The following is a 19,391-nucleotide window of genomic DNA, read 5'->3' on the forward strand; positions in this document are numbered from 1 at the left end:
GGCCTGACGACCGCGCCGGACCGGGGACCGCTACCAGGTCACCGGCAGCTCATGGACGCCGTACACGAGCCCGTCGTGCTTGAACGGGATCTCGTGCAGCCCTGCCGCCACCCGCAGTTGGGGCACCCGGCGGAACAACGTGCCGTACACCACCTGGAGTTCGACACGGGCGAGGGGCTGGCCCAGGCACTGGTGGATGCCGAAGCCGAACGCCATGTGACGGCGGGCGTCACGGCGCACGTCCAGGCGGCCGGGGTCGGGGAAGCGCTCGGCGCTCCAGTTGCCGGTCGCCCCCGGGATGATGACACCCTCGCCGGCGCGGATGCGCTGCCCGCCGACCTCCAGGTCCTCCAGCGCCAGCCGCCGCTGACCGCTGTGCACGACGGTCAGATAGCGCAACAGCTCCTCCACCGCGCCGGCCAGGACCTTCGGGTCGTCGGTGGCACGGACGATCGCCAGCTGCTCGGGATGCTCGAGCAGCGCCAGCACCCCGAGGGAGATCATGTTGGCGGTGGTCTCGTGGCCGGCGCCGAGCAGCAACTGGCCCAGCATCGCGGCCTCGTGCCGGGTGAGGTCACCGTCGCGCATCCGGGCGGCCAGGTCGGAGAGCATGTCGTCGGCGGGCGCGACGAGCTTCACGTCGAGCAGGCGGTCCAGGTACGTGTACAGGGCGATGTTGGCGGCCCGGGCCTCCTCCGCCGTCGCGTTCCGGCTCACCCCGACCCTGCTGTGGCTCTGGAAGAAGTCGTGGTCATCGTAGGGCACGCCCAGCAGCTCGCAGATCACCAGCGAGGGCAGCGGCAGCGCGAGCGCCTCGACCAGGTCGGCCGGGTTCGGCCCGGCCAGCATCGCGTCGATCAGCTCGTCGGTGATGCGCTGGACCGTCGGCCGCAGCGCCTCCATCCGCTTGATGGTGAACGGCGCGGTGACCATCCGCCGGATGCGCGCGTGTTCGGGGTCGTCCATGTTCAGGAACGACGGCGGGGTCCTGCCGGCGGTCTCCTTGAAGCCCGCGCTGAGGTACGGGAAGCCGGGCCGGGTGACGTCGACGCTGAGCCGCGCGTCGCCGTACAGGGCGCGCTGGTCGTCGTAGCGGGTGACGAGCCAGTGCGTACTGCCGTCCCACAGACGGACCTTGGCGACCGGCCGCTCGTCCTGCAGCCGCAGCATTTCGGGGGGTGGCGCGAACGGACAGGCCGCGTCCCGGGGCATCGGGAACTCGGGAACGGATTCGGACGGGTCGTGCGCGACGATGGGGGTCATGGCACTCCTGGTGGGGGGAACGTCCGCCGCCATGGAACCGCAGCTTCCTGACAACACACCGTCAGAACCCTGACGACGCCCTGTTCGTGATCCACGTCACGGCCGCCGTCGCCGGCAGGCTCCCCTCCTCGTGCGGAAGGGGAGCCTGCCCCTCGTTCGGACGCGTTCACCACGTGCTCGGAACGCTCCGGTCAGGCGTGGTGGACCTCCAGCGCGGCCCGCACCCCCGACTCCAGCGCCCCCTCGATCCACGAGGGCTTGACCGAGGTGTGGTCGCCCGCGAAGTGCAGCGGGCCCTCCGGGGTGCGGATCGCCGTCAGTAGCTCCGTGTGCTGGCCGGGGAGCAGCACGGACGCCTCGCCGTAGGCGTAGGGGTCGCGCAGCCAGCTCTGGGTGCGGCCGGCGCCCGTGTAGAAGACCTCGACGCGCCGGCCGTAGACCTGCTGCAGCCCGCGCAGGGCGTGCGGGTAGCGGGCGTCGTCGTCGAGGGAGTCCCAGCGGGAGGCGTCGTCGGCCCAGCTGTAGGAGGCGAGGACGACACCGCCCTCGCTGCCGTCGACCGGGTGGGACGGGTTGATCATGAACCGGTTGGAGTTGTCGGACACCGAGCCGCCGCCCACGATGTGCGCCGCCTCCGGCTGGTCCCGGCCCGCCCACCGGTTGGCGGCGTAGTGCGCCCGCTGCCCCGGGGTGATGTGCCCCGGTGGCACGGACGGATGCGCGCCCAGCAGACTCCCGTCGGCCGGCACCTTCCCGGCGCGGTAGTCGTCGTACAACCCCGGCCGTACGGCGTCGAGTTCGCGCTTCCAGTCGGCCTCCGTGAACTCCCACCAGCGCCGGGCGAACTCCAGCAGCACCTTGGTCGCGCTGTCGTAGTGCAGCTCCGCGACCGCCCGCCGCTTCCCGTACGACATCAGCGGGCTGACCTGCATCTGCCGCAGCCCCGAGAACGGCACCGTGACGATCGCCAGATCGGCGGTGAACTCCTCGCGCACGACCCTGCCGCCGCGCCCCTCGGAAACCGTGTCGATCCAGACGTGCGGCCCGTCGGCGCGCACGTGCGCGGTGTCGTCGGCGCCGTGCCGGTCCGGCGCCCAGTACTCGATGTGCGTCGCCCGCCGGTCGAGCCGCAGCACGTCGGCGACCTCCTTGAGCAGCGCGTCCGCAAGCGTGGCCGTGCCGCCGACCAGCTCCCAGAACTCGGTGTCCGGGCTGATCAGCGAGGAGCTGATGAAACTGTGGATGAAGGAGAGCGGGAGCCGGGAGGTCAGGTTCTCCAGGGTGCCGACGAGATCGATCGTCCGCTCGTCGAAGCCGGCCTCCTCGGTCAGGAACCGGTACATCGACCAGTCGCCGTACTTCTGCACCACCCGCGCCCAGCCCCGCACCCGCTCCGGCAGCGGCTTGTCGACCCGCCTGCCGTCGGCGCCGAGCGTGCTGAACTCGTCGCGCACCGGGTCCAGGGCCTCGCGCAGGATGGTCCCGGAGGGCTTGTCCCAGTACGCGCGGGGCACCCCGAACGAGCGGTTGACCCGGCGCGGCGAGCGCGCGTACTCGGAGCGGCGCACCCGGACGCCGTTCACGTGCAGCCAGGCGTTGTTGACGGGCTTGCCGTCGGCGTCGACGTCGACCAGATGGAACCGCCGCTTCCGGACACCGAGTCGGTCGATCAGGCCCATCACCAGCGGGTGGCTGCCGGGGATGCGCATGGCGCCCGCCTCCGCGTACTGCAGCGGATCGGCGAAGGCCTGTCCCGCCCGCTCGTGGCCGCCCGTACGGAAGGTCTTGATGCGGCCGCCGACCCGGTTGCCGTTGGCCTCCACGAGCGTGACGTGGTGCCCCGCCCGCTTCAGCAGCCAGGCGGCCACCAGGCCGGCCGGCCCCGCGCCGACCACCAGCACCTTCTTCGCGGTCCCCGTCTTCGCCCGCGGGAGCCCGCCGTCGAGGACCTTCCGGTACGCCGGGACGAGCGGCCGGTCGTGTTCGTCGACCACCAGCAGGGCGCGGGCGACCGCGAGGCAAGTGGCCCATTCGGCGGTGGACTTGGGCGTGTCCCGGGCGGGTGGAGCCGCCGCGGCCGGGGAGGAGACGGCGGTCAGCGCGGCGGCCGTTTGGGCCGTGGCCGCCGTGAACCGGCGGCGGGAGATCCGGCCGGGCTCTACAGAAGTGCGCGAAGTGTCCATGTGCCCTGGATAGGGGCCACACCCGGCTCCGCAGGGCCGCTCCCCCGGATCCTCACCTGAACGGGTGGGCGCGTCTGCCCTCGGCGTGCAACTGCCCCACGTATGCGGGTGGTTTACTCGCGCCACCCCCACTTATCAGGTCAAGTGTCCCGGACTCTTGACTCGGAACCTCTCCCGCCCCGATCCTCGTCGCACTATCTTGCGTCGGTCATGACAATCTCAAGGGCAGTCAAAAAGCCCTCGTCGACCGCGCCATCCCGCCGACCGAGGGACGTGGGCCGTGACCATGACCGGACGCTCGTACCGCAGACGCAGAGACCTCACTCTCGTCTCGCTGCTCCTTCTCGTGCTGGCCACGGTCCTCGGCCCGGCCCAGAGTTCGGCGGCCGCCGCCGACTGGTGGACACCCACGGCCAGGCCCGCGCCGGACTCCGGGATCGACATCACCGGTGAGCCCTTCACCGGCACCAACTCCGCCGGGGAGGTGCGCGGTTTCGTCGACGCGCACAACCACCTGTTCTCCAACGAGGCCTTCGGCGGCCGGCTGATCTGCGGCAAGGTGTTCTCCGAGGCCGGTGTCGCCGACGCGCTCAAGGACTGCCCCGAGCACTACCCCGACGGCACCCTAGCGATCTTCGACTACATCACCCACGGCGGAGACGGGAGGCACGACCCGGTCGGCTGGCCGACCTTCAAGGACTGGCCGGCGTACGACTCGATGACCCACCAGGCCAACTACTACGCCTGGGTGGAGCGCGCCTGGCGCGGCGGCCAGCGGGTGCTCGTCAACGACCTCGTCACCAACGGCGTGATCTGCTCGGTGTACTTCTTCAAGGACCGCGGCTGCGACGAGATGACCTCGATCCGGCTGCAGGCCAAGCTGACGTACGACCTTCAGGCCTACATCGACAAGATGTACGGCGGCACCGGCAAGGGCTGGTTCCGGATCGTCACCGACAGCGCGCAGGCCCGCGCGGTCATCAAGGCGGGCAAGCTCGCCGTCATCCTGGGCGTCGAGACCTCCGAGCCGTTCGGCTGCAAGCAGATCCTGGACGTCGGGCAGTGCAGCAAGTCCGACATCGACAAGGGGCTCGACGAGCTGTACGCGCTGGGCGTGCGCAGCATGTTCCTGTGCCACAAGTTCGACAACGCGCTGTGCGGCGTCCGCTTCGACGAGGGTGGCCTCGGCACGGCCATCAACGTCGGCCAGTTCCTGTCCACCGGCACCTTCTGGCAGACCGAGAAGTGCACCGGGCCGCAGCACGACAACCCCATCGGCACCGCCGCCTCCGAGGCCGAGGACGAGCTGCCGGCGGGCACCGAGGTGCCGGAGTACGACGAGAACGCGCAGTGCAACACCCGAGGGCTCACCGACCTCGGCGAGTACGCCGTGCGCGGCATGATGAAGCGCAAGATGATGCTGGAGATCGACCACATGAGCGTCAAGGCGGTCGGCCAGGCGCTCGACATCTTCGAGGCCGCGTCCTACCCCGGCGTGCTCTCCTCGCACAGCTGGATGGACCTGAACTGGACCGAGCGGGTCTACTCCCTCGGAGGCTTCGTCGCCCAGTACATGCACGGCTCCGAGGCCTTCGCCACCGAGGCGAAGCGAACGGACGCGCTGCGTGCGAAGTACGGCGTGGGGTACGGCTTCGGCACCGACTTCAACGGCATCGGCGACCACCCGGCCCCGCGCGGCGCCGACGCCGCCAACAAGGTCACCTACCCCTTCAGGAGCGTCGACGGCGGCTCGGTCGTCGACAGGCAGACCGTCGGTCAGCGCACCTTCGACTTCAACACCGACGGCGGCGCCAACGTCGGCCTGATCCCCGACTGGATCGAGGACATCCGGCTCGTCGGCGGCCAGGACGTGGTCGACGACCTCTTCCGGGGCGCGGAGTCCTACGTCGACACCTGGGGCGCGACCGAGCAGCACCAGGCCTCCGTCAACCTCGCCAAGGGGATGACGGCCACGGCCGGTTCGTCCGAGTCCAACCCGTTCACCAGCTACCAGCCCGGCCAGGCCGTGGACGGCGACGACTCCACCCGCTGGGCCAGCGACTGGAGCGACGACCAGTGGTGGCAGGTCGACCTCGGGTCCACCAACCTGGTCTCCCGCGTCACCGTCGACTGGGAGCGCGCGTACGGGAAGTCGTACCGCATCGAGCTCTCCACCGACGGCGCGACGTGGACGACCGCCTGGTCCACCACGTCCGGCGACGGCGGCCTGGACACGGCCAGGTTCACCGGCACCCCGGCCCGTTACGTCCGGGTCCACGGACTCGACCGCGGCACCGAATGGGGATACTCGCTCTACGAAGTGGGCGTCCACAGCGCCTAGCGGCAGTCACGACACGCGGGGGACACGGATGGCACGCATGCCGTCGGCCGAACGGCGCCGGCAGCTGACGGAAGCGGCGATCAGAGCGATGGCCCGGGACGGCGTCCCGAACACGACGACCCGGTCCATCGCCGCCGAGGCCGGCGTGTCCCTGAGCGTCTTCCACTACTGCTTCGACTCCAAGCAGGCCCTCGTCGAGTCCGTCATCACGACGCTCACCGCCCACTCGGTGAGCGTCGTGAAGGACGCGATCCGGCCCCGTGCCACGCTCCAGGACACGATCCGCGCCGGATTCGGGGCGTACTGGGACCACGTCCGCGCCCACCCCGACGAGCACATGCTGACCTACGAACTCACCCAGTACGCCCTGCGCCGGCCCGGGTTCGAGCATCTGGCGCGCCGCCAGTACGAGCTGTACGAGGAGGCCTACGCCGAACTCATCGAGCAGCTGTGCCGGAGCATGGACCTCCGGCTCGGCGTCCCCGTCCCCGTCCTGGCCCGCTATCTGGCCGCCATGACCGACGGCCTGACCCTCAACTACCTGGTCCTCGGCGACGCGGCCGCCTGGACGGACATCCTGGACACGGTCACCGCGCACGTCGCCGGGCTGGTCAGCAGCTCCTGACGTCGGCTCGGGAACACTCGAGCGCACGGACCTCGGCCGCGAGCGCCGCGAACGTCGGCCATCGCACGGCCGCTCGGGGCCGCAGGGCGACACGGCCGCCCCGGCGGGTCGGGCGCGTACCACGCCGCCGGCCTGCGCACCCTCGGGCCGATCACCGTCCGGTCGGCCCAGGGGGTGCATCGCAGAGGTCGAACGGATCATCCGCGCGGTGTACGACACGCGGGGTCCTCGGTCGGAGTACTGCTCGCCCTCCCCCTCACCCGCGGCGGATCTTCGCGGGATGGGGAGCTGAGGGGTGAGGAGCTGAGGGGGCGGGGGCGCACGTCTTGCCCAAGGCGGAGGCCCGGCGCACGCTGGTCGTATGGCTGCGCAGGACGGCCCTACGCTCATCACGTCCGTGCAGCGGGCCTTCCGCCTGCTGGAGGCGGTGAGCGCGCACGAGAACGGCGCGCCGGCGAAGCAGCTGGCGCGCGAGACGGGCCTGCCCCTGGCCACCGCCTACCACCTGCTGCGGACGCTGGTCCACGACGGATACGTCCGCAAACTGGAGGACGGCGGCTTCGTCCTGGGGGACAGGCTGCGCACGCTGCACACGGCGGGCCGGGGACAGGCGCTGCTCAGCCGCGTCCGGCCCACGCTCGCCGCGCTGCGGGACGAGCTCGCGACCGCCGCCTACCTCACCTTCTACGAGGAGGGCGAGATCAGGGTCGCCGAGATCGTCGACGGCCCCAGGGCACCCCGCGTCGACCTCTGGGTGGGCTTCGAGGACGCCGGACACGCCACCGCGCTGGGCAAGTCCGTACTGCGGGAACTGGACGACGAGGCCCGTAAGGACTACCTCTCCCGCCACCGCCTCGCCGACCTCACGCCGAGGACCATCACCAGCGCGCCCGAGCTTCTCCGGCGGCTGGACTCCTCGCCCGTGGCCCCCGCCGTCACGGACCTGGAGGAGTACACCCTCGGCACGGTCTGTGTCGCCGTTCCCGTCTACAGCGGCGACACCCTCGGCTCCCTCGGTGTCTCCCTGCCGGCGGACCGGCTGCCCCGGCTCCAGGAGATCCTGGCCCGGCTGCTCCCGACCGCGAGCCGAGTGACCAGGGGCCTCTCGCTCACTATGTGAAATCCCGGTCCTTGTGGCACCCGAGTCGAACCCGTTTCCTAGAGGAAACCGATATTTCGGTGCAGACATCCATATACAAAGACGAGGACTGCGGAAACGACATGAACCAGGACCGACACCATGGTGGCGGCCATGGGCCGACGCACCTGTTCAGGACCGTGGCGGCGGGACCGGTCCTGCCCGTGCTGATCGTTCTCGTCGTGGTGCTGGTCGACCTCGTCGGCGGAGCGGGGATGATCTGGCTGCCCCTCCTCGCGGCCGGACCCGCGCTCGCCGCCACCACGAACAGGCCGCGCGGTGTCCTCTGCGTCGGCCTCCTCGCCGCCGCGCTCGCCGCCGCGCTCGGCGTGCGGCACGAGGTCCCGGCGCGGGAACTGGCGGTCGTGCTGTCCTCGCTGACAGCCGTGACCCTGGCGAGCGGCCTGGCCGGCGCGCTGCGGGTACGCCGGGAACGGGTGCTCGCGGCCGTCCGCTCGGTCGCGGAAGCCGCCCAGCACGCGCTGCTCAAGCCCGTGCCGGAGATCGTCGGCCCCTTCGAGGTGGCCGTCCGCTACAGCGCCGCCGCGGCCGAGGCCCGGATCGGCGGCGATCTCTACGCCCTCGTGAACACGCCGTACGGGGTCCGGCTGATCGTCGGCGACGTGCGCGGCAAGGGACTGCCGGCCGTGGGGACCGCCGCGCTGGTGCTGGGTGTCTTCCGCGAGGCCGCCTACGACGAACCCGACCTCCTCACGGTCGTCGACCGGATCGAGCGGAGCCTGGCACGCAACCTCGGCGCGGACGACTTCGTGACCGCAGTGGTCGCCGGCCACCCACGGGTCGGCCGGCTGGAGATGGTGAACTGCGGACACGCCCCACCGCTGCTGGTCCGCGCCGCCGGGGACGTGGCCGCCGTCGAGCCCACGCGTCCGGCCCCGCCCCTCGGCCTGCGCGCCCTCACCGACGAGACCCCGAGCCTCCAGGTGCTGCCCTTCGACGACGGCGACCAGTTGCTCCTCTACACCGACGGGGTGACCGAGGCCCGCGATCACGGGCGGGCGTTCTACCCGCTCGCCGAGGGACTGGCGCGCCATCTGTCCGACGAGCCCGCGCGCACCCTCGACGCCCTCCACGACGAACTGCTCGACCACGTGGGCGGCCGGCTCCACGACGACGCGGCACTGCTGCTCATCCGCAAGCCGGCTGCCGCGGACCTTCCCCAACCGGCCGCGGACGGGCTGCTGTTGGGAGACCGGGCCGGGTGACCGCTGTGACCGGTGTTGCAGACTGTGCCCATGACACGCTTGAGGAAGCTCGCAGCGCTGTTGGCGGCATCGGCCGCGCTGCTCGCGACACCCCCCACCGCCTCGGCCACCCCCACCACCGCGTTCCCCCCTGGCACCTTCGTGCGGGAAAGCTTCGACCGCCTCCCCCTCGGCCCCGTCACCGGGGGCCGTGACTGGACCGCCGACACCTCCGACGGTTCGCTCACCGTCGAACCCAGCCACACCGGACACGGCCGTGAACTGCGGCTGCGCACGCAGGGCAACGGCCGCGCCTTCCTCGTCCTGTCCGACCTCGCGCCCGCCGGCAACAGCCTCTGGGCCCGCCTGCGGCTGCGCGTCGACCGATTCCCCACGGCCCCCGACTGGGCGCACTGGACCATCGCCGAGGCCTCCGGCTCCGACGGCCCCACCCTCGTACGGCCGTTGGGCGGTCAGTACGTCCCCACCGAGCGGGCCAACTTCTGGGGCGTCGGCTCGGACCTCGGCCCGACGGGGGACTGGACCGCCTGGAAGACCTCCGCTCCCGCCACCGCCGGCACCTGGCAGTGCGTCGAGTTCCACCTCGACGCGACCGACAACCGCGTCACCGTCTACCTGGACGGCGTCGAGCGGCCCGAGCTGACGGTCTCCACCAAGGAACACGGCGGCACGGCGGACGACTTCGTCTTCCCGGCCTTCGACCGGCTCAGGCTGGGCTGGCAGCTCTACCAGGCCGGTCCCACGCCGTCGTCGTACGACGTCCGCATGGACGACGTGGCGCTGAGCACCCGGCGCGTCGGCGGGTGCGTCTCGTGAGCCGGGCGTCCCGCGCCGGGCTGTGCTGGGCGGGGTGGTCGGCGCACTCGCCCTGACCTCGGTGGGAGCCGGTCCGGCCGCCGCGACCGTACGGCCACCGGGAGCCGCAGCCGTACGTCCCGCTGCCCGTCGGCGCCGGAGGCGGTCCGGCCGGGGCGGACCGGGTGCAGCAGGGCGACACCATCGAGTAGGGCCGCGCGCGCCGCGCTCGCCTTGGCCGTCGGCAGGGGGAGGTCCCGGAGTTCGTCATCGGTGAGGGGGACGGCCAGCCTGCTCGCGCCTGGCGACACGCGCCGCTGACCCTGCTGTGACTGGTGTGCCCTACCGTTGAGGGCCCACGGCCAGACGCGTACCGCCGCTCGGTTCAGGCCGGGTTGCCCTGGGCCAGGGTGGAGACGTGGGCCCAGTCCTGCCAGGTCTTGAGGCGCTCGGCGTAGACGTGGGGGATCATGTCCAGTCCCTCGGTGCCGAAGAAGACGCGCAGGGGCGGGGTGTCGGTTTCCGGCGACGAGATCGACGGCGCGGTCGCCCTGATGGAGATGATGTCCCTCGACGGTCTGGAGGGACCCGCGTTCGAGGTCGGCCCGACGGTCCAGCTGGAACCGGACGTCCAGGCGATGTACCGCACCACGACACACCGACGGGGCCTTGCCGCGGGCCAGGTCCAGCATGGCCGCGGCAGCCCTCGACGTCACGGCAGTGCGGGATGTCGCAGGGGATGCGGTGGGCGGTGTCCGTCCCGGGCGGCTCGTACGAGGGCGTCGAAGAGGCCCTGCTGGGCCCGGTCCTCGTGGGCGGTGTCCTCGGGGTGCCACTGGACGGCCGTGAACCACCCTTGGGCGCCGGGAAGTTCGAGTCCCTCCACGGTGCCGTCGGCGGCCCGTGCGGTGACCGCGAGCCCTGCCGCGATGCCGCTCACCCGCTGGTGGTGGTAGCAGGAGGCCTCCACCTTCTGTGCGCCGGTGGCCTGCTCCAGCAGGGTGCCGCGCCGGATCGCCACCGGATGCACGACATGCCGGTGTTCGAGGTCCGGGCCGCCCATGTCCTGCTCCAGGGTGCCGCCGAGGGCGACGTCGACGACCTGGAGACCACGGCAGATCGCCAGCAGCGGAAGGCCCAGGTCCAGTGCGGCGCGGGCCACTTCCAGGTCGAAGGCGTCTTGCGCCTCGTCGACGTCGTAGACGCTGGCGTGGGTGTCCTCGGCGCCGTAGCGGTGCGGGGCGAGGTCGCCGCCGCCGGGGAGCAGGACTCCGTCGAAGCGGGCCAGGCGGGCGGCGACCTCCGTGGCGTCCATCGGCGCGGGGTGGATGGTGGCCGGTTCGCCGCCGGCCCGCCAGACGGCCTCGATCAGCGCGCGGGCGTTGACCTCCGCGGCGTACCGCAGTGCGGAGGTGGTCGCGGAGAAGCGCGCGGGGATCGCGATCAAGGGGCGGGTCACAACTGGATCCAGGTGGTCTTGAGTTCGGTGTACTTCTCGATGGCGTGGACGGACTTGTCGCGGCCGTTGCCCGACTGCTTCATGCCGCCGAAGGGCACGGTCAGGTCGCCCTCCTCGTAGCAGTTGACCCAGACCGTGCCGGCCTTGAGGGCGCGGGAGACCCGGTGGGCGGTGGACAGGTCGGAGGTCCACAGGCCGGCGGCGAGGCCGTATTCGGTGGCGTTGGCCAGGCGGACCGCCTCGTCCAGGTCGTCGAAGGGGAGGACGGACAGGACGGGGCCGAAGATCTCCTCGCGGGCCAGCCGCATGCCGGGATCGACCTGGTCGAAGACGGTGGGGCTCAGGAAGCTGCCGCCGGTGCCGGCCAGCGTGCGCTCGCCTCCGGCCCGCAGCCGGGCGCCTTCGTCGAGGCCGGTGCCGATGTGGTCGAGTACGCGCTCCAGATGGCTCTCTCCCACCAGCGCGCCCATCTCGGTCGCCGGGTCCAGCGGATCACCGACCTGCAGTTCGCGGGCCCGGGCCACGATGGCCTCGGTGACCCGTTCGGCGACGGAGGAGTGCACCAGGAGGCGGGAGGGGGCGGTGCACATCTCGCCCTGGTTGAAGAAGATGCCCCAGGCGGCGGTGGCGGCGGCCTTCTCCAGGTCGGGGGCGTCGGGGAGGATGATGTTCGGTGATTTGCCGCCCAGTTCGAGCCAGACGCGCTTGAGGTTGGAGTCGGCGGCGTAGCGCAGGAAGTGGCGGCCGACGGCGGTGGAGCCGGTGAAGGCCAGGACGTCCACACCGGGGTGGAGTCCGAGCGCCCGGCCGGCCACCGGCCCGTCCCCGGTGACGACGTTGAGCACGCCGGGCGGCAGTCCGGCCTCGGTGGCGATCCGGCCGAGCAGCAGGGCGGACAGGGGCGAGTTCTCGGACGGCTTGAGGACGACCGCGCAGCCGGCGGCGAGCGCCGGGGCGACCTTCCAGCTCGCCAGCGTCAGGGGGAAGTTCCACGGCACCACCGCGCCCACGACACCCGCCGGTTCCCGGGTGATCAGCGCTAGGGCGTCCGGGGAGGTGTGCGGCGACTCGTCGGTCAGCTTGTCGGCCAGCTGCCCGTACCAGCGGAAGGTGTTGATGGCCGCGCGCAGTTCGATGTCGTAGGCGTCCGTGATGGGTTTGCCCATCTCCAGGCTGATGGTCAGGGCGAGCTTCTCCCGCTGCTCTTCGAGCAGTTCGGCGATGCGCAGCAGGATCCGGCCGCGCTCGACGGGCGCGAGGCGGGGCCAGGGACCGGAGTCGAAGGCCCGGCGGGCGGCCGCCACGGCGGCGTCCACCTCGGCGGCCTGCCCGTCGGCCACCTCCGTCAGCACCTGTCCGTCGCGAGGTGAGACGACCGAGAACGCGGCGCCGCCGCCCGGCTCGTCCACCCCGTCGATGTGGTGCTGGGCGGGCAGGTCCAGTTCCTTGGCGCGACGCAGCAGGTCGTCATGGGCGAGGGCCGGCATCAGCTCTCCTCCGGAAGGTGTGAAACGTGACAGTGGGCGGGGCATGAGGGGCGGGCCGACGGCGGCACCCGGGGAGTGGTGCCGCCGTCGCCCGCGGCGCGGGACGTCGAGGTCAGAGCGTGACGGCGGGGCCGCGCCGCGTCAGCCGCGCCACGACGAGTCCCAGGATCAGTACGGCCGGGACGGTGAGCTCGAGCCACACGGCGGTGGCCTCGTCGCCGCCGATGAGCGTGGTGAAGTTGTCGATGATGAGCCAGATCGCGCCGGCGATGCCGAGCGCGCCCAGGACCGGGGCGATCAGCGTGTTCCACGGCCGGATGTCGGCGCGGGAGCGGCGGAAGAAGACGACCACGGAGACCGAGGTCAGGAAGTACAGGAGCATGATCCCCAGAACGGCGACTCCGCTGAACCAGGAGAAGAGCGTCAGCACCGGGTCCTTGCCCAGCAGTGCGAACGGTATGACCAGGGCCACCGAGATCAGGGTCTGGACGACGCCGGCCGCCCAGGGGGAGTGCCGCTGGTTGATCGCGGTCAGCCCGTGCGGCAGGAGGCCCTCACGGCCGAGCGAGAAAAGGTAGCGGTTGGCGGAGTTGTGGAAGGCCAGGATGCCGGCGAACAGCGAGGTGGCCAGCAGGACGGGCAGCACATCGCCGGTCCAGGCGCCGAACTGGGCGGTGATCGGGGTGAAGACCCAGGTCGTGGCGTCGCCGGACGTCAGCGCCCGGCCGGCCTCGGCCGTCGCCCGGGACGCGCCGTGCGCGGAGACCAGCATCCACGAGGTGAAGGCGAAGAAACAGGTGATCACCGCGACCGACAGATAGGTGGCGCGCGGGACCGTCTTCCTGGGTTCCCGGGCCTCCTCGCCGTAGATGGCGGTGGCCTCGAAGCCGAACATCGACGCGACGGCGAACATCAGCGCCACGCCGGGAGCGCCCTGGAGCGCGGCGCCGGGCGAGAAGCTGCCGCCGAAGTCGAGACCCTCGGGACCGCCGCCCTTGAAGAAGGTCACTAGGGCGAAGGCGATCAGGATGCTGAACTCCGCCAGGACGAAAACGGCGAGGACCTTGGCGCCCATCTCGATGCCGGCGGCGCCGAGGACCTGGACGACGACCATGGTGACCAGGGTCCAGACCCACCACGCCACGTGTACACCGGCGTAGTGCTCGACCAGACCGCTCACCGTCGCGCCGTAGAGCCCGTACATGGCGGCCTGGACCGTGCAGTAGGCGAAGAGGGCGACACCGGCGCTGCCGGAGCCGGTGGAGCGGCCCAGGCCCTTGCCGATGTAGGTGTAGAAGGCGCCGGCGTCCACCACGTGGCGGCCCATGGCGACGAAGCCGATGGAGAACAACAGGACCACGCAGCCGGCCGCGACGTACGCCGCGGGGGCGCCGGCCCCGTTGCCGATGGCGACGGCGATGGGGACGGCTCCGGCGATGCCGGTCAGCGGTGCCTGGGCGGAGAGGACGAAGAAGAGGATGCCCAGGACGCCGAGGGAATCGGGCTTGAGCCTGCCGGTCTTGGAGGAATCGTGCGAGGGGTGCGGGGCGACCGCCGTCTGACTGTCCACTCGGATCACCTGTCGGGACGGGGAGGGAAGGGGAGATTGTTTTGAGGCCAAACGAGTTGCCTCATCGTGGGCGGAAGCTATCCGTTTGGCAAGGGGGTGAGGCGGTATTTCTGCCCGGCCGTCCGTGTTTTACGGAGCCGTAACCCGCCCGGCACCGCCGTGCCCGAAACAGCGGAAGGCCCCGGACGCCGGAGCGTCCAGGGCCTTGAAAGCGCAGGTCGGAAGGTCAGGCACGGGCCTCGCCGGTGCGGTCGCCGTCCGCGTCGAGGAGCCTCAGCAGGGAGCGCAGCTCCTCCAGGGCGGCGTCCGTGACCTCGGGCTCGCCGAGGACGAGCTGGTGCAGCACGAGGCCGTCGAGCGCGGCGAAGACCAACCGGGTCAGCGCCCGGTCCGCGTCGGCCGGCAGCATCCGGCTCAGCTCCCGCTGCGTGGCGTCGAAGTACTGGTCGTACAGGGCGCGGATCTGCGGCAGCAGTTCCGGCCGGCGGCGGGCCTCCAGCAGCAGCTCGTACTGGAACGCCTGGGTGCCCGGATCCGCGGTGACCATCTCGGACAGTCCGGTCGAGAAGTCCCCGACCCTGCCGGTGCCCGGTTCCAGGGCACTGGTGCTCAGCGAGGTGCGGATCGTGTGGGCGAGAGCCTCCTCGATCAGCGCGTCGCGCGAACCGAAGTGGTGCACGACGAGACCGTGGGTGACCCCGGCCTCCTCCGCGACGGCCCGGTAGGTGAGATTGCGCAGTCCGCCCCGCGCCACCACCCGTACGGCGGCGTTCAACAGGGCCTCGCGCCCCTCGCCGTAGTGCAGGCGCTTGCGTGGCTGTCGGCTCCTGCGGGCGTCGGCGGCATCCGTCATGCCGGTGACCCTACCGGTGGGCCGACACGGCTTCGGGGTTCGGGGTGCGCCGCGGCCCGGCCCCCCGGGAACCGCTTAGTCATGGCACGGAACCCGGGAGTGCCTGCCAGGGGTGTTCGGCCAGTTCCTTGACGCCCCGCAGGGTGGCTTCGATGTGGGTGCGCAGTTCCGTGAGCCGGAAAGCCACGATCGCCTCCTCGGGCTCGGGCGTGCGCTCGATCGCCAGGCTGACCCCCTAGCGTCCCGGCCCGATCCGGGCCACCTGCCGCAGTCCGGTGCCGGTCCCCTCGGGCCGCAGCTCGAAGCGCCACGTGGCCAGCGGGCTGGAGGGGGGCGGCGACGGAGTGCCGAACCAGCCGTCCTCGTCGACGACCGCCCAGCAGAACACCCGCTGCTCCTCGATTTCGAGGACGTGCGAGACGGTCCGCCATTCGCCGATCAACCGGTGGCGGTTGTACCCCGCGAAACGCCTCCCCACCGCGGGTCCCCGCGCGCCGTCCAGCCACTCCACGCGCTGCAGTTCGGGGCTCAGGCGAGCCGGCAGGGCGATGTCGGTCACGAGGGCCCACACCCGTGACGGAGGTGCTTCCACGTGGACGTCACCGTGCACGTCCGGCGCCTCGGCGTACCGCACGGGCGATCCTCCTCGTGGTCGGGTCCGGTGTCGTGTCTCAACTGTCGAAGTCGACGGTGAGGGTGTCGGAGTCGGCGTAGGTCTGGCAGGTGAGGACGTAGCCCTCGGCGACCTCCGCCGGTTCCAGGGCGTAGTTGCGGCGCATGTCGGCGTCGCCGTCGGTGACGAGGGCGCGGCAGGTTCCGCAGACACCCCCCTTGCACGCGAACGGCAGGTCCGGGCGGGCCTGTTGGGCACCGTCGAGGACGCTGCGGTGCCGTGACGCGGTGAACGTGGTGGCCCGGCCGTCGAGGACCACGGTGACCTCGCTCGTCGGGCCCGGGCCGGTGGCGTCGTCGCGGTCGGCGGGGGGCGCGGCGGCGGGTTCCTCGTCCGCGTGGAAGAGTTCCCGGTGGACACGGTCCGCCGGGACGCCGAGCCCGGCGAGGAGCTCGCCGGCGTCGCGCACCATGCCGTGCGGGCCGCACAGCCACCAGTGGGTGACCTCCCGCACGTCGAGGAGAGCGTCCAGGAGCGCGGTCAGCCGCTCGGTGTCGAGACGGCCGGAGAGCAGCTCGGCCTCGCGCGGCTCCCTGGACAGGACGTGGGCGAGCTGGAAGCGGGCCGGGTACCGGTCCTTCAGGTCGGCGAGTTCGTCCGCGAACATCACCGTGCCGGTGCGCCGGTTGCCGTAGAGGAGCGTGACGCGCGCGTCCTCGTCCGCGGCGAGGAGGGACGCGGCGATGGACAGCATCGGTGTGATGCCGGACCCGGCGGCGACGAGTACCTGGTGGCCGAGACCGCCGGCACCGGTCAGGTCCGGCGTGAACGCGCCGGCCGGGGCCATGACCTGGAGGGTGTCCCCGGGACGTACGCCGTGCACGAGCCAGGAGGAGAACAGCCCGCCCGGCACCACGCGGACACCGATACGCGGTGCCGTGCCGGCCGGTGAGCAGATCGAGTACGAGCGCCGCTCGTCACGACCGTCGATCTCGCGCCGCACGGTGAGGCACTGCCCCGGCCGGAACGTGAACTCCTCGGCCAGGCGGTCGGGGACGTCGAGGGTGAGGGCGGCGGCGTCGGCGCACAGCGGCTCCACCGCGGACACCCGCAGGGCGTGGAAGGCCGGGCGGCGGCGGGACCGGGCGGGGGGCAGGCTCATGGCAGGTCCTTGACGTGGGGGAACGGCTCCAGACAGGCGCGGCAGCGGCGCAGTGCCGTGCAGGCGGTGGCGGCGAAGCGCGAGAGCTCCTCGGTGTCGGCCGAGCTGCAGCGCGGGCAGGGGACGTCCGCCGGCGCGGTGCCCAGGCTCAGCCAGGTCCGGTGACCCGGTGCCGAACCGGGCGCGGTTCGCGGGCCGGGCGGTGCGATCCCGTGCTCCCTCAGCTTGCGACGGCCCTCGTCGGTGATCCGGTCGGTGGTCCACGGCGGGTCCAGCGCCGTGATCACCCGCACGTCGGCGAAGCCGGCCGCCCGCAGCCGGACGGCCACCTCGGCCCGCATCTCGGCCACGGCGGGGCAGCCCGCGTACGTCGGCGTGAGCCGGGCGACGACCGTTCCGTCCGGCGTCACCTCGACGCCGTGCAGCACCCCGAGGTCGGCGAGCGTCAGCATCGGCAGCTCGGGATCGGGAACCTCGGCGGCGACGCGCCAGGCCCGCTCCCGCGACGCCGTCACCACGACGCGTCCGGGTGGGCGCGGGCGACGCTCTGGAGCTCGGCGAGCAGCGGCGCCAGGTGCGGGGTGTGGTCTCCGTCCCGGCCGTGGCCCGGGACCGGGGACGCCGTCGGGCCGAGCGGGGACACGTCGTCGGGCCGGTTCAACCCGGCGTCGGCCAGTACATGGAACAGCTCCAGCCGGGTCCGCGCGGCGACGGCGGCCGGATCCGCCCCGAGGACAGCGGCCGTACGGTCCGTCAGCAGCTCGTCCAGGAAGGGGGCGAGGGCGTCCAGCGCGGCTCGCATCCGTCCGGCGGACTCGGCGGTGCCGTCACCGAGCCGTACCGTCCACTCCGCGGCCCAACGGCGGTGATAGGCCAGCTCCTTGACGCTCTTCGCGGCGATCGCGGCCAGCACCGGATCGGCCGCGGCGGTGAGCGCCTCGCACAGGGCCAGCCGCCAGACGGACAGCACCAGCAGGCGGGCGACGGTGAACGCGAAGTCACCGCCCGGCAGTTCGGCGAGACGTACGTTGCGGAAGTGCTCCGGGTCGCGGAAGTAGGCGTACGCGTCCTCGCCGCGGCCCGTGCCGTCGGCCCGGCCCGCCCGGGCGTACAGCAGACGGGCCTGGCCGAGGAGGTCGAGGCCGATGTTGGCCAGCGCCAGCTCCTCCTCCAGCTCCGGGGCACGGGTACACCACTCGGCGAGCCGCTGCGCGGACACCAGGGCGTCGTCGCCGAGCGCCACACAGCAGGCGGCCAGGTCCTCCGCGTCGACACCGTCTGGCACCGCCTGGTCGACCCCGTGCAGCGGGTCGGTGAACCCGGTGCCGAACGCCCAGCGCGCGTTGTCGCCGTCGACGTACAGCTCCTCTTCGGTCATGTACTGCTCCTCGGTGTCGCTAGATGTGGGGGACGTCGTCGGGGATGTCGTAGAAGGTGGGGTGCCGGTAGACCTTGTCGCCGCTGGGCGCGAAGAACGGGTCCTTCTCGTCGGGCGCGGAGGCGGCGATGGTGTCCGAGCGCACGGCCCAGATGCTCACCCCCTCGTTGCGCCGGGTGTAGAGGTCGCGGGCGTGCGACAGGGCCATCTCGTCGTCGGCGGCGCGCAGGGAGCCGACATGGACGTGGTTGAGCCCGCGCTTGCCGCGGACGAACACCTCGTACAGCGGCCAGCCGCCCTTGTCCGTCGCGCTCACGCCGCCGCCCCTTCCCGCAGCCGGGCCGCCCGCTTCGCGGCGTGCGCCGCGGCTGCCCGCCGCACCCAGGCACCCTCCTCGTGGGCGGCCCGGCGGCGGGCGACCCGCTCGGCGTTGCACGGCCCGTCACCGGTGACGACCCGCTTCAGCTCCTCCCAGTCGGGGGCGCCGAAGTCGTGGTGGCCGCGCTCCTCGTTCCACCGCAGGTCCGGGTCGGGCAGGGTGACGCCCAGCTTCTCGGCCTGCGGGACGGTCATGTCCACGAAGCGCTGTCGCAGGGCGTCGTTGGAGTGCCGCTTGATCTTCCACGCCATGGACCGCGCCGAGTTCGGAGAGTCGCCGTCGGGCGGGCCGAACATCATCAGGGACGGCCACCACCAGCGGTTCACGGCGTCCTGCGCCATCTCCCGCTGTTCGGCTGTGCCGCGCATCATGGTCAGCAGCAGTTCGTAGCCCTGCCGCTGGTGGAAGGACTCCTCCTTGCAGACGCGGACCATGGCGCGCCCGTAGGGGCCGTACGAGGTGCGGCACAACGGGACCTGGTTGCAGATCGCCGCGCCGTCCACGAACCAGCCGATCACCCCGACGTCGGCAAAGGTGCGGGTCGGGTAGTTGAAGATCGAGGAGTACTTCTGACGTCCGTCGATCAGCCGCTCGGTGAGCTCCGTGCGGTCGGCGCCGAGCGTTTCGGCCGCCGAGTAGAGGTACAGCCCGTGCCCGGCCTCGTCCTGCACCTTGGCGAACAGGATCGCCTTGCGGCGCAGCGAGGGCGCCCGGGTGATCCACTCGCCCTCCGGCTGCATGCCGATGACCTCGGAGTGGGCGTGCTGGGCGATCTGCCGCACGAGCGTGGCCCGGTAGGCCTCCGGCATCCAGTCGCGAGGTTCGATGCGCTGGTCACGGGCGATGGTGTCCTCGAACGCGGACATGTGCCCGCAGGCGGGTGTGTCTTGCACGGCTGTCTCTTGCATGGGTGCCCCTT

At 72.0% G+C, this 19,391-nt stretch carries 18 protein-coding genes; 5 read left to right on the forward strand and 13 right to left on the reverse strand.

Annotated elements, in window-relative coordinates; genetic code table 11:
- Positions 1-30: 30 nt before the first annotated feature.
- Both ACIBVL_RS40985 and ACIBVL_RS40990 read right to left on the reverse strand, forming a co-directional pair.
- Positions 31-1,263 (reverse strand): cytochrome P450, encoded by a 1,233-nt coding sequence (locus tag ACIBVL_RS40985; RefSeq protein ID WP_399105968.1) that lies wholly within the window; start codon positions 1,261-1,263, stop codon positions 31-33.
- 191 nt (positions 1,264-1,454) lie between these two features.
- Positions 1,455-3,446: a flavin monoamine oxidase family protein gene (locus ACIBVL_RS40990; protein WP_399105970.1), complete on the reverse strand. Its 1,992-nt coding sequence runs from the start codon at positions 3,444-3,446 to the stop codon at positions 1,455-1,457.
- Between the two features lie 286 nt (positions 3,447-3,732).
- On the opposite strand from ACIBVL_RS40990, the gene ACIBVL_RS40995 reads away from it, so the two are divergent.
- The 5 genes from ACIBVL_RS40995 (at position 3,733) to ACIBVL_RS41015 (ending at position 9,592) form a co-directional block, all read left to right on the forward strand.
- Positions 3,733-5,787 carry a discoidin domain-containing protein gene (locus tag ACIBVL_RS40995; protein WP_399106046.1) on the forward strand — a complete coding sequence of 685 codons (2,055 nt, stop codon included), beginning with the start codon at positions 3,733-3,735 and terminating at the stop codon, positions 5,785-5,787.
- A 28-nt stretch (positions 5,788-5,815) separates the two neighbouring features.
- Complete coding sequence (locus ACIBVL_RS41000) at positions 5,816-6,412, forward strand: TetR/AcrR family transcriptional regulator (protein WP_399105972.1); 597 nt, start codon at positions 5,816-5,818, stop codon at positions 6,410-6,412.
- Between the two features lie 361 nt (positions 6,413-6,773).
- Entirely contained in the window at positions 6,774-7,532 is a 759-nt protein-coding gene (locus ACIBVL_RS41005) for an IclR family transcriptional regulator (RefSeq protein WP_399105974.1), read from the forward strand.
- Positions 7,533-7,633: 101 nt separating this feature from the next.
- The gene (locus tag ACIBVL_RS41010; RefSeq protein WP_399105976.1) at positions 7,634-8,776 is read left to right on the forward strand and encodes a PP2C family protein-serine/threonine phosphatase; all 1,143 of its coding nucleotides are present in this window, start codon (positions 7,634-7,636) and stop codon (positions 8,774-8,776) included.
- A gap of 30 nt (positions 8,777-8,806) precedes the next feature.
- Positions 8,807-9,592: a hypothetical protein gene (locus ACIBVL_RS41015; RefSeq protein WP_399105977.1), complete on the forward strand. Its 786-nt coding sequence runs from the start codon at positions 8,807-8,809 to the stop codon at positions 9,590-9,592.
- A gap of 364 nt (positions 9,593-9,956) precedes the next feature.
- Here ACIBVL_RS41015 and ACIBVL_RS41020 read toward each other — a convergent pair whose 3' ends face one another.
- The 11 genes from ACIBVL_RS41020 to paaA form a co-directional block, all read right to left on the reverse strand.
- Positions 9,957-10,223, reverse strand: a complete 267-nt coding sequence (locus ACIBVL_RS41020; RefSeq protein ID WP_399105979.1) for a hypothetical protein — start codon at positions 10,221-10,223, stop codon at positions 9,957-9,959.
- Positions 10,224-10,283: 60 nt separating this feature from the next.
- Complete coding sequence (locus ACIBVL_RS41025) at positions 10,284-11,030, reverse strand: gamma-glutamyl-gamma-aminobutyrate hydrolase family protein (RefSeq protein ID WP_399105981.1); 747 nt, start codon at positions 11,028-11,030, stop codon at positions 10,284-10,286.
- A complete protein-coding gene (locus tag ACIBVL_RS41030) occupies positions 11,027-12,517 on the reverse strand; it encodes an aldehyde dehydrogenase (protein ID WP_399105982.1) in 1,491 nt (496 codons plus the stop codon). Before ACIBVL_RS41030 ends, ACIBVL_RS41025 begins: the two co-directional genes overlap by 4 nt.
- A 112-nt stretch (positions 12,518-12,629) precedes the next feature.
- A complete protein-coding gene (locus tag ACIBVL_RS41035; RefSeq protein WP_399105984.1) occupies positions 12,630-14,087 on the reverse strand; it encodes an APC family permease in 1,458 nt (485 codons plus the stop codon).
- Between the two features lie 226 nt (positions 14,088-14,313).
- Positions 14,314-14,940, reverse strand: coding sequence for a TetR/AcrR family transcriptional regulator (locus ACIBVL_RS41040; protein WP_399105986.1), 627 nt, complete (start codon positions 14,938-14,940; stop codon positions 14,314-14,316).
- 235 nt (positions 14,941-15,175) lie between these two features.
- Positions 15,176-15,574, reverse strand: a complete 399-nt coding sequence (locus ACIBVL_RS41045; protein ID WP_399105987.1) for an SRPBCC family protein — start codon at positions 15,572-15,574, stop codon at positions 15,176-15,178.
- 37 nt (positions 15,575-15,611) lie between these two features.
- Positions 15,612-16,715 (reverse strand): 1,2-phenylacetyl-CoA epoxidase subunit PaaE, encoded by a 1,104-nt coding sequence (gene paaE / locus ACIBVL_RS41050; protein ID WP_399105989.1) that lies wholly within the window; start codon positions 16,713-16,715, stop codon positions 15,612-15,614.
- A complete protein-coding gene (gene paaD / locus ACIBVL_RS41055) occupies positions 16,712-17,233 on the reverse strand; it encodes a 1,2-phenylacetyl-CoA epoxidase subunit PaaD (RefSeq protein WP_399105991.1) in 522 nt (173 codons plus the stop codon). The genes paaE and paaD overlap by 4 nt, the downstream gene beginning before the upstream one ends.
- Positions 17,227-18,093 carry a 1,2-phenylacetyl-CoA epoxidase subunit PaaC gene (paaC, locus tag ACIBVL_RS41060; RefSeq protein ID WP_399105993.1) on the reverse strand — a complete coding sequence of 289 codons (867 nt, stop codon included), beginning with the start codon at positions 18,091-18,093 and terminating at the stop codon, positions 17,227-17,229. Before paaC ends, paaD begins: the two co-directional genes overlap by 7 nt.
- A gap of 19 nt (positions 18,094-18,112) precedes the next feature.
- Entirely contained in the window at positions 18,113-18,409 is a 297-nt protein-coding gene (paaB, locus tag ACIBVL_RS41065; protein WP_399105995.1) for a 1,2-phenylacetyl-CoA epoxidase subunit PaaB, read from the reverse strand.
- The gene (gene paaA / locus ACIBVL_RS41070) at positions 18,406-19,380 is read right to left on the reverse strand and encodes a 1,2-phenylacetyl-CoA epoxidase subunit PaaA (RefSeq protein ID WP_399105997.1); all 975 of its coding nucleotides are present in this window, start codon (positions 19,378-19,380) and stop codon (positions 18,406-18,408) included. The genes paaB and paaA overlap by 4 nt, the downstream gene beginning before the upstream one ends.
- Positions 19,381-19,391 lie beyond the last annotated feature (11 nt).

It is taken from the genome of Streptomyces sp. NPDC049687 (assembly GCF_044465285.1).
In the GTDB taxonomy this organism is placed as follows: domain Bacteria; phylum Actinomycetota; class Actinomycetes; order Streptomycetales; family Streptomycetaceae; genus Streptomyces.

Coding starts and splice junctions, on each gene's coding strand:
- ACIBVL_RS40985 (WP_399105968.1), bottom strand. CDS start 1,263: ATGACCCCCATCGTCGCGCACGACCCGTCCGAATCCGTTCCCGAGTTC.
- ACIBVL_RS40990 (WP_399105970.1), bottom strand. CDS start 3,446: ATGGACACTTCGCGCACTTCTGTAGAGCCCGGCCGGATCTCCCGCCGC.
- ACIBVL_RS40995 (WP_399106046.1), top strand. CDS start 3,733: ATGACCGGACGCTCGTACCGCAGACGCAGAGACCTCACTCTCGTCTCG.
- ACIBVL_RS41000 (WP_399105972.1), top strand. CDS start 5,816: ATGGCACGCATGCCGTCGGCCGAACGGCGCCGGCAGCTGACGGAAGCG.
- ACIBVL_RS41005 (WP_399105974.1), top strand. CDS start 6,774: ATGGCTGCGCAGGACGGCCCTACGCTCATCACGTCCGTGCAGCGGGCC.
- ACIBVL_RS41010 (WP_399105976.1), top strand. CDS start 7,634: ATGAACCAGGACCGACACCATGGTGGCGGCCATGGGCCGACGCACCTG.
- ACIBVL_RS41015 (WP_399105977.1), top strand. CDS start 8,807: ATGACACGCTTGAGGAAGCTCGCAGCGCTGTTGGCGGCATCGGCCGCG.
- ACIBVL_RS41030 (WP_399105982.1), bottom strand. CDS start 12,517: ATGCCGGCCCTCGCCCATGACGACCTGCTGCGTCGCGCCAAGGAACTG.
- ACIBVL_RS41040 (WP_399105986.1), bottom strand. CDS start 14,940: ATGACGGATGCCGCCGACGCCCGCAGGAGCCGACAGCCACGCAAGCGC.
- paaE (WP_399105989.1), bottom strand. CDS start 16,715: ATGAGCCTGCCCCCCGCCCGGTCCCGCCGCCGCCCGGCCTTCCACGCC.
- paaC (WP_399105993.1), bottom strand. CDS start 18,093: ATGACCGAAGAGGAGCTGTACGTCGACGGCGACAACGCGCGCTGGGCG.
- paaA (WP_399105997.1), bottom strand. CDS start 19,380: ATGCAAGAGACAGCCGTGCAAGACACACCCGCCTGCGGGCACATGTCC.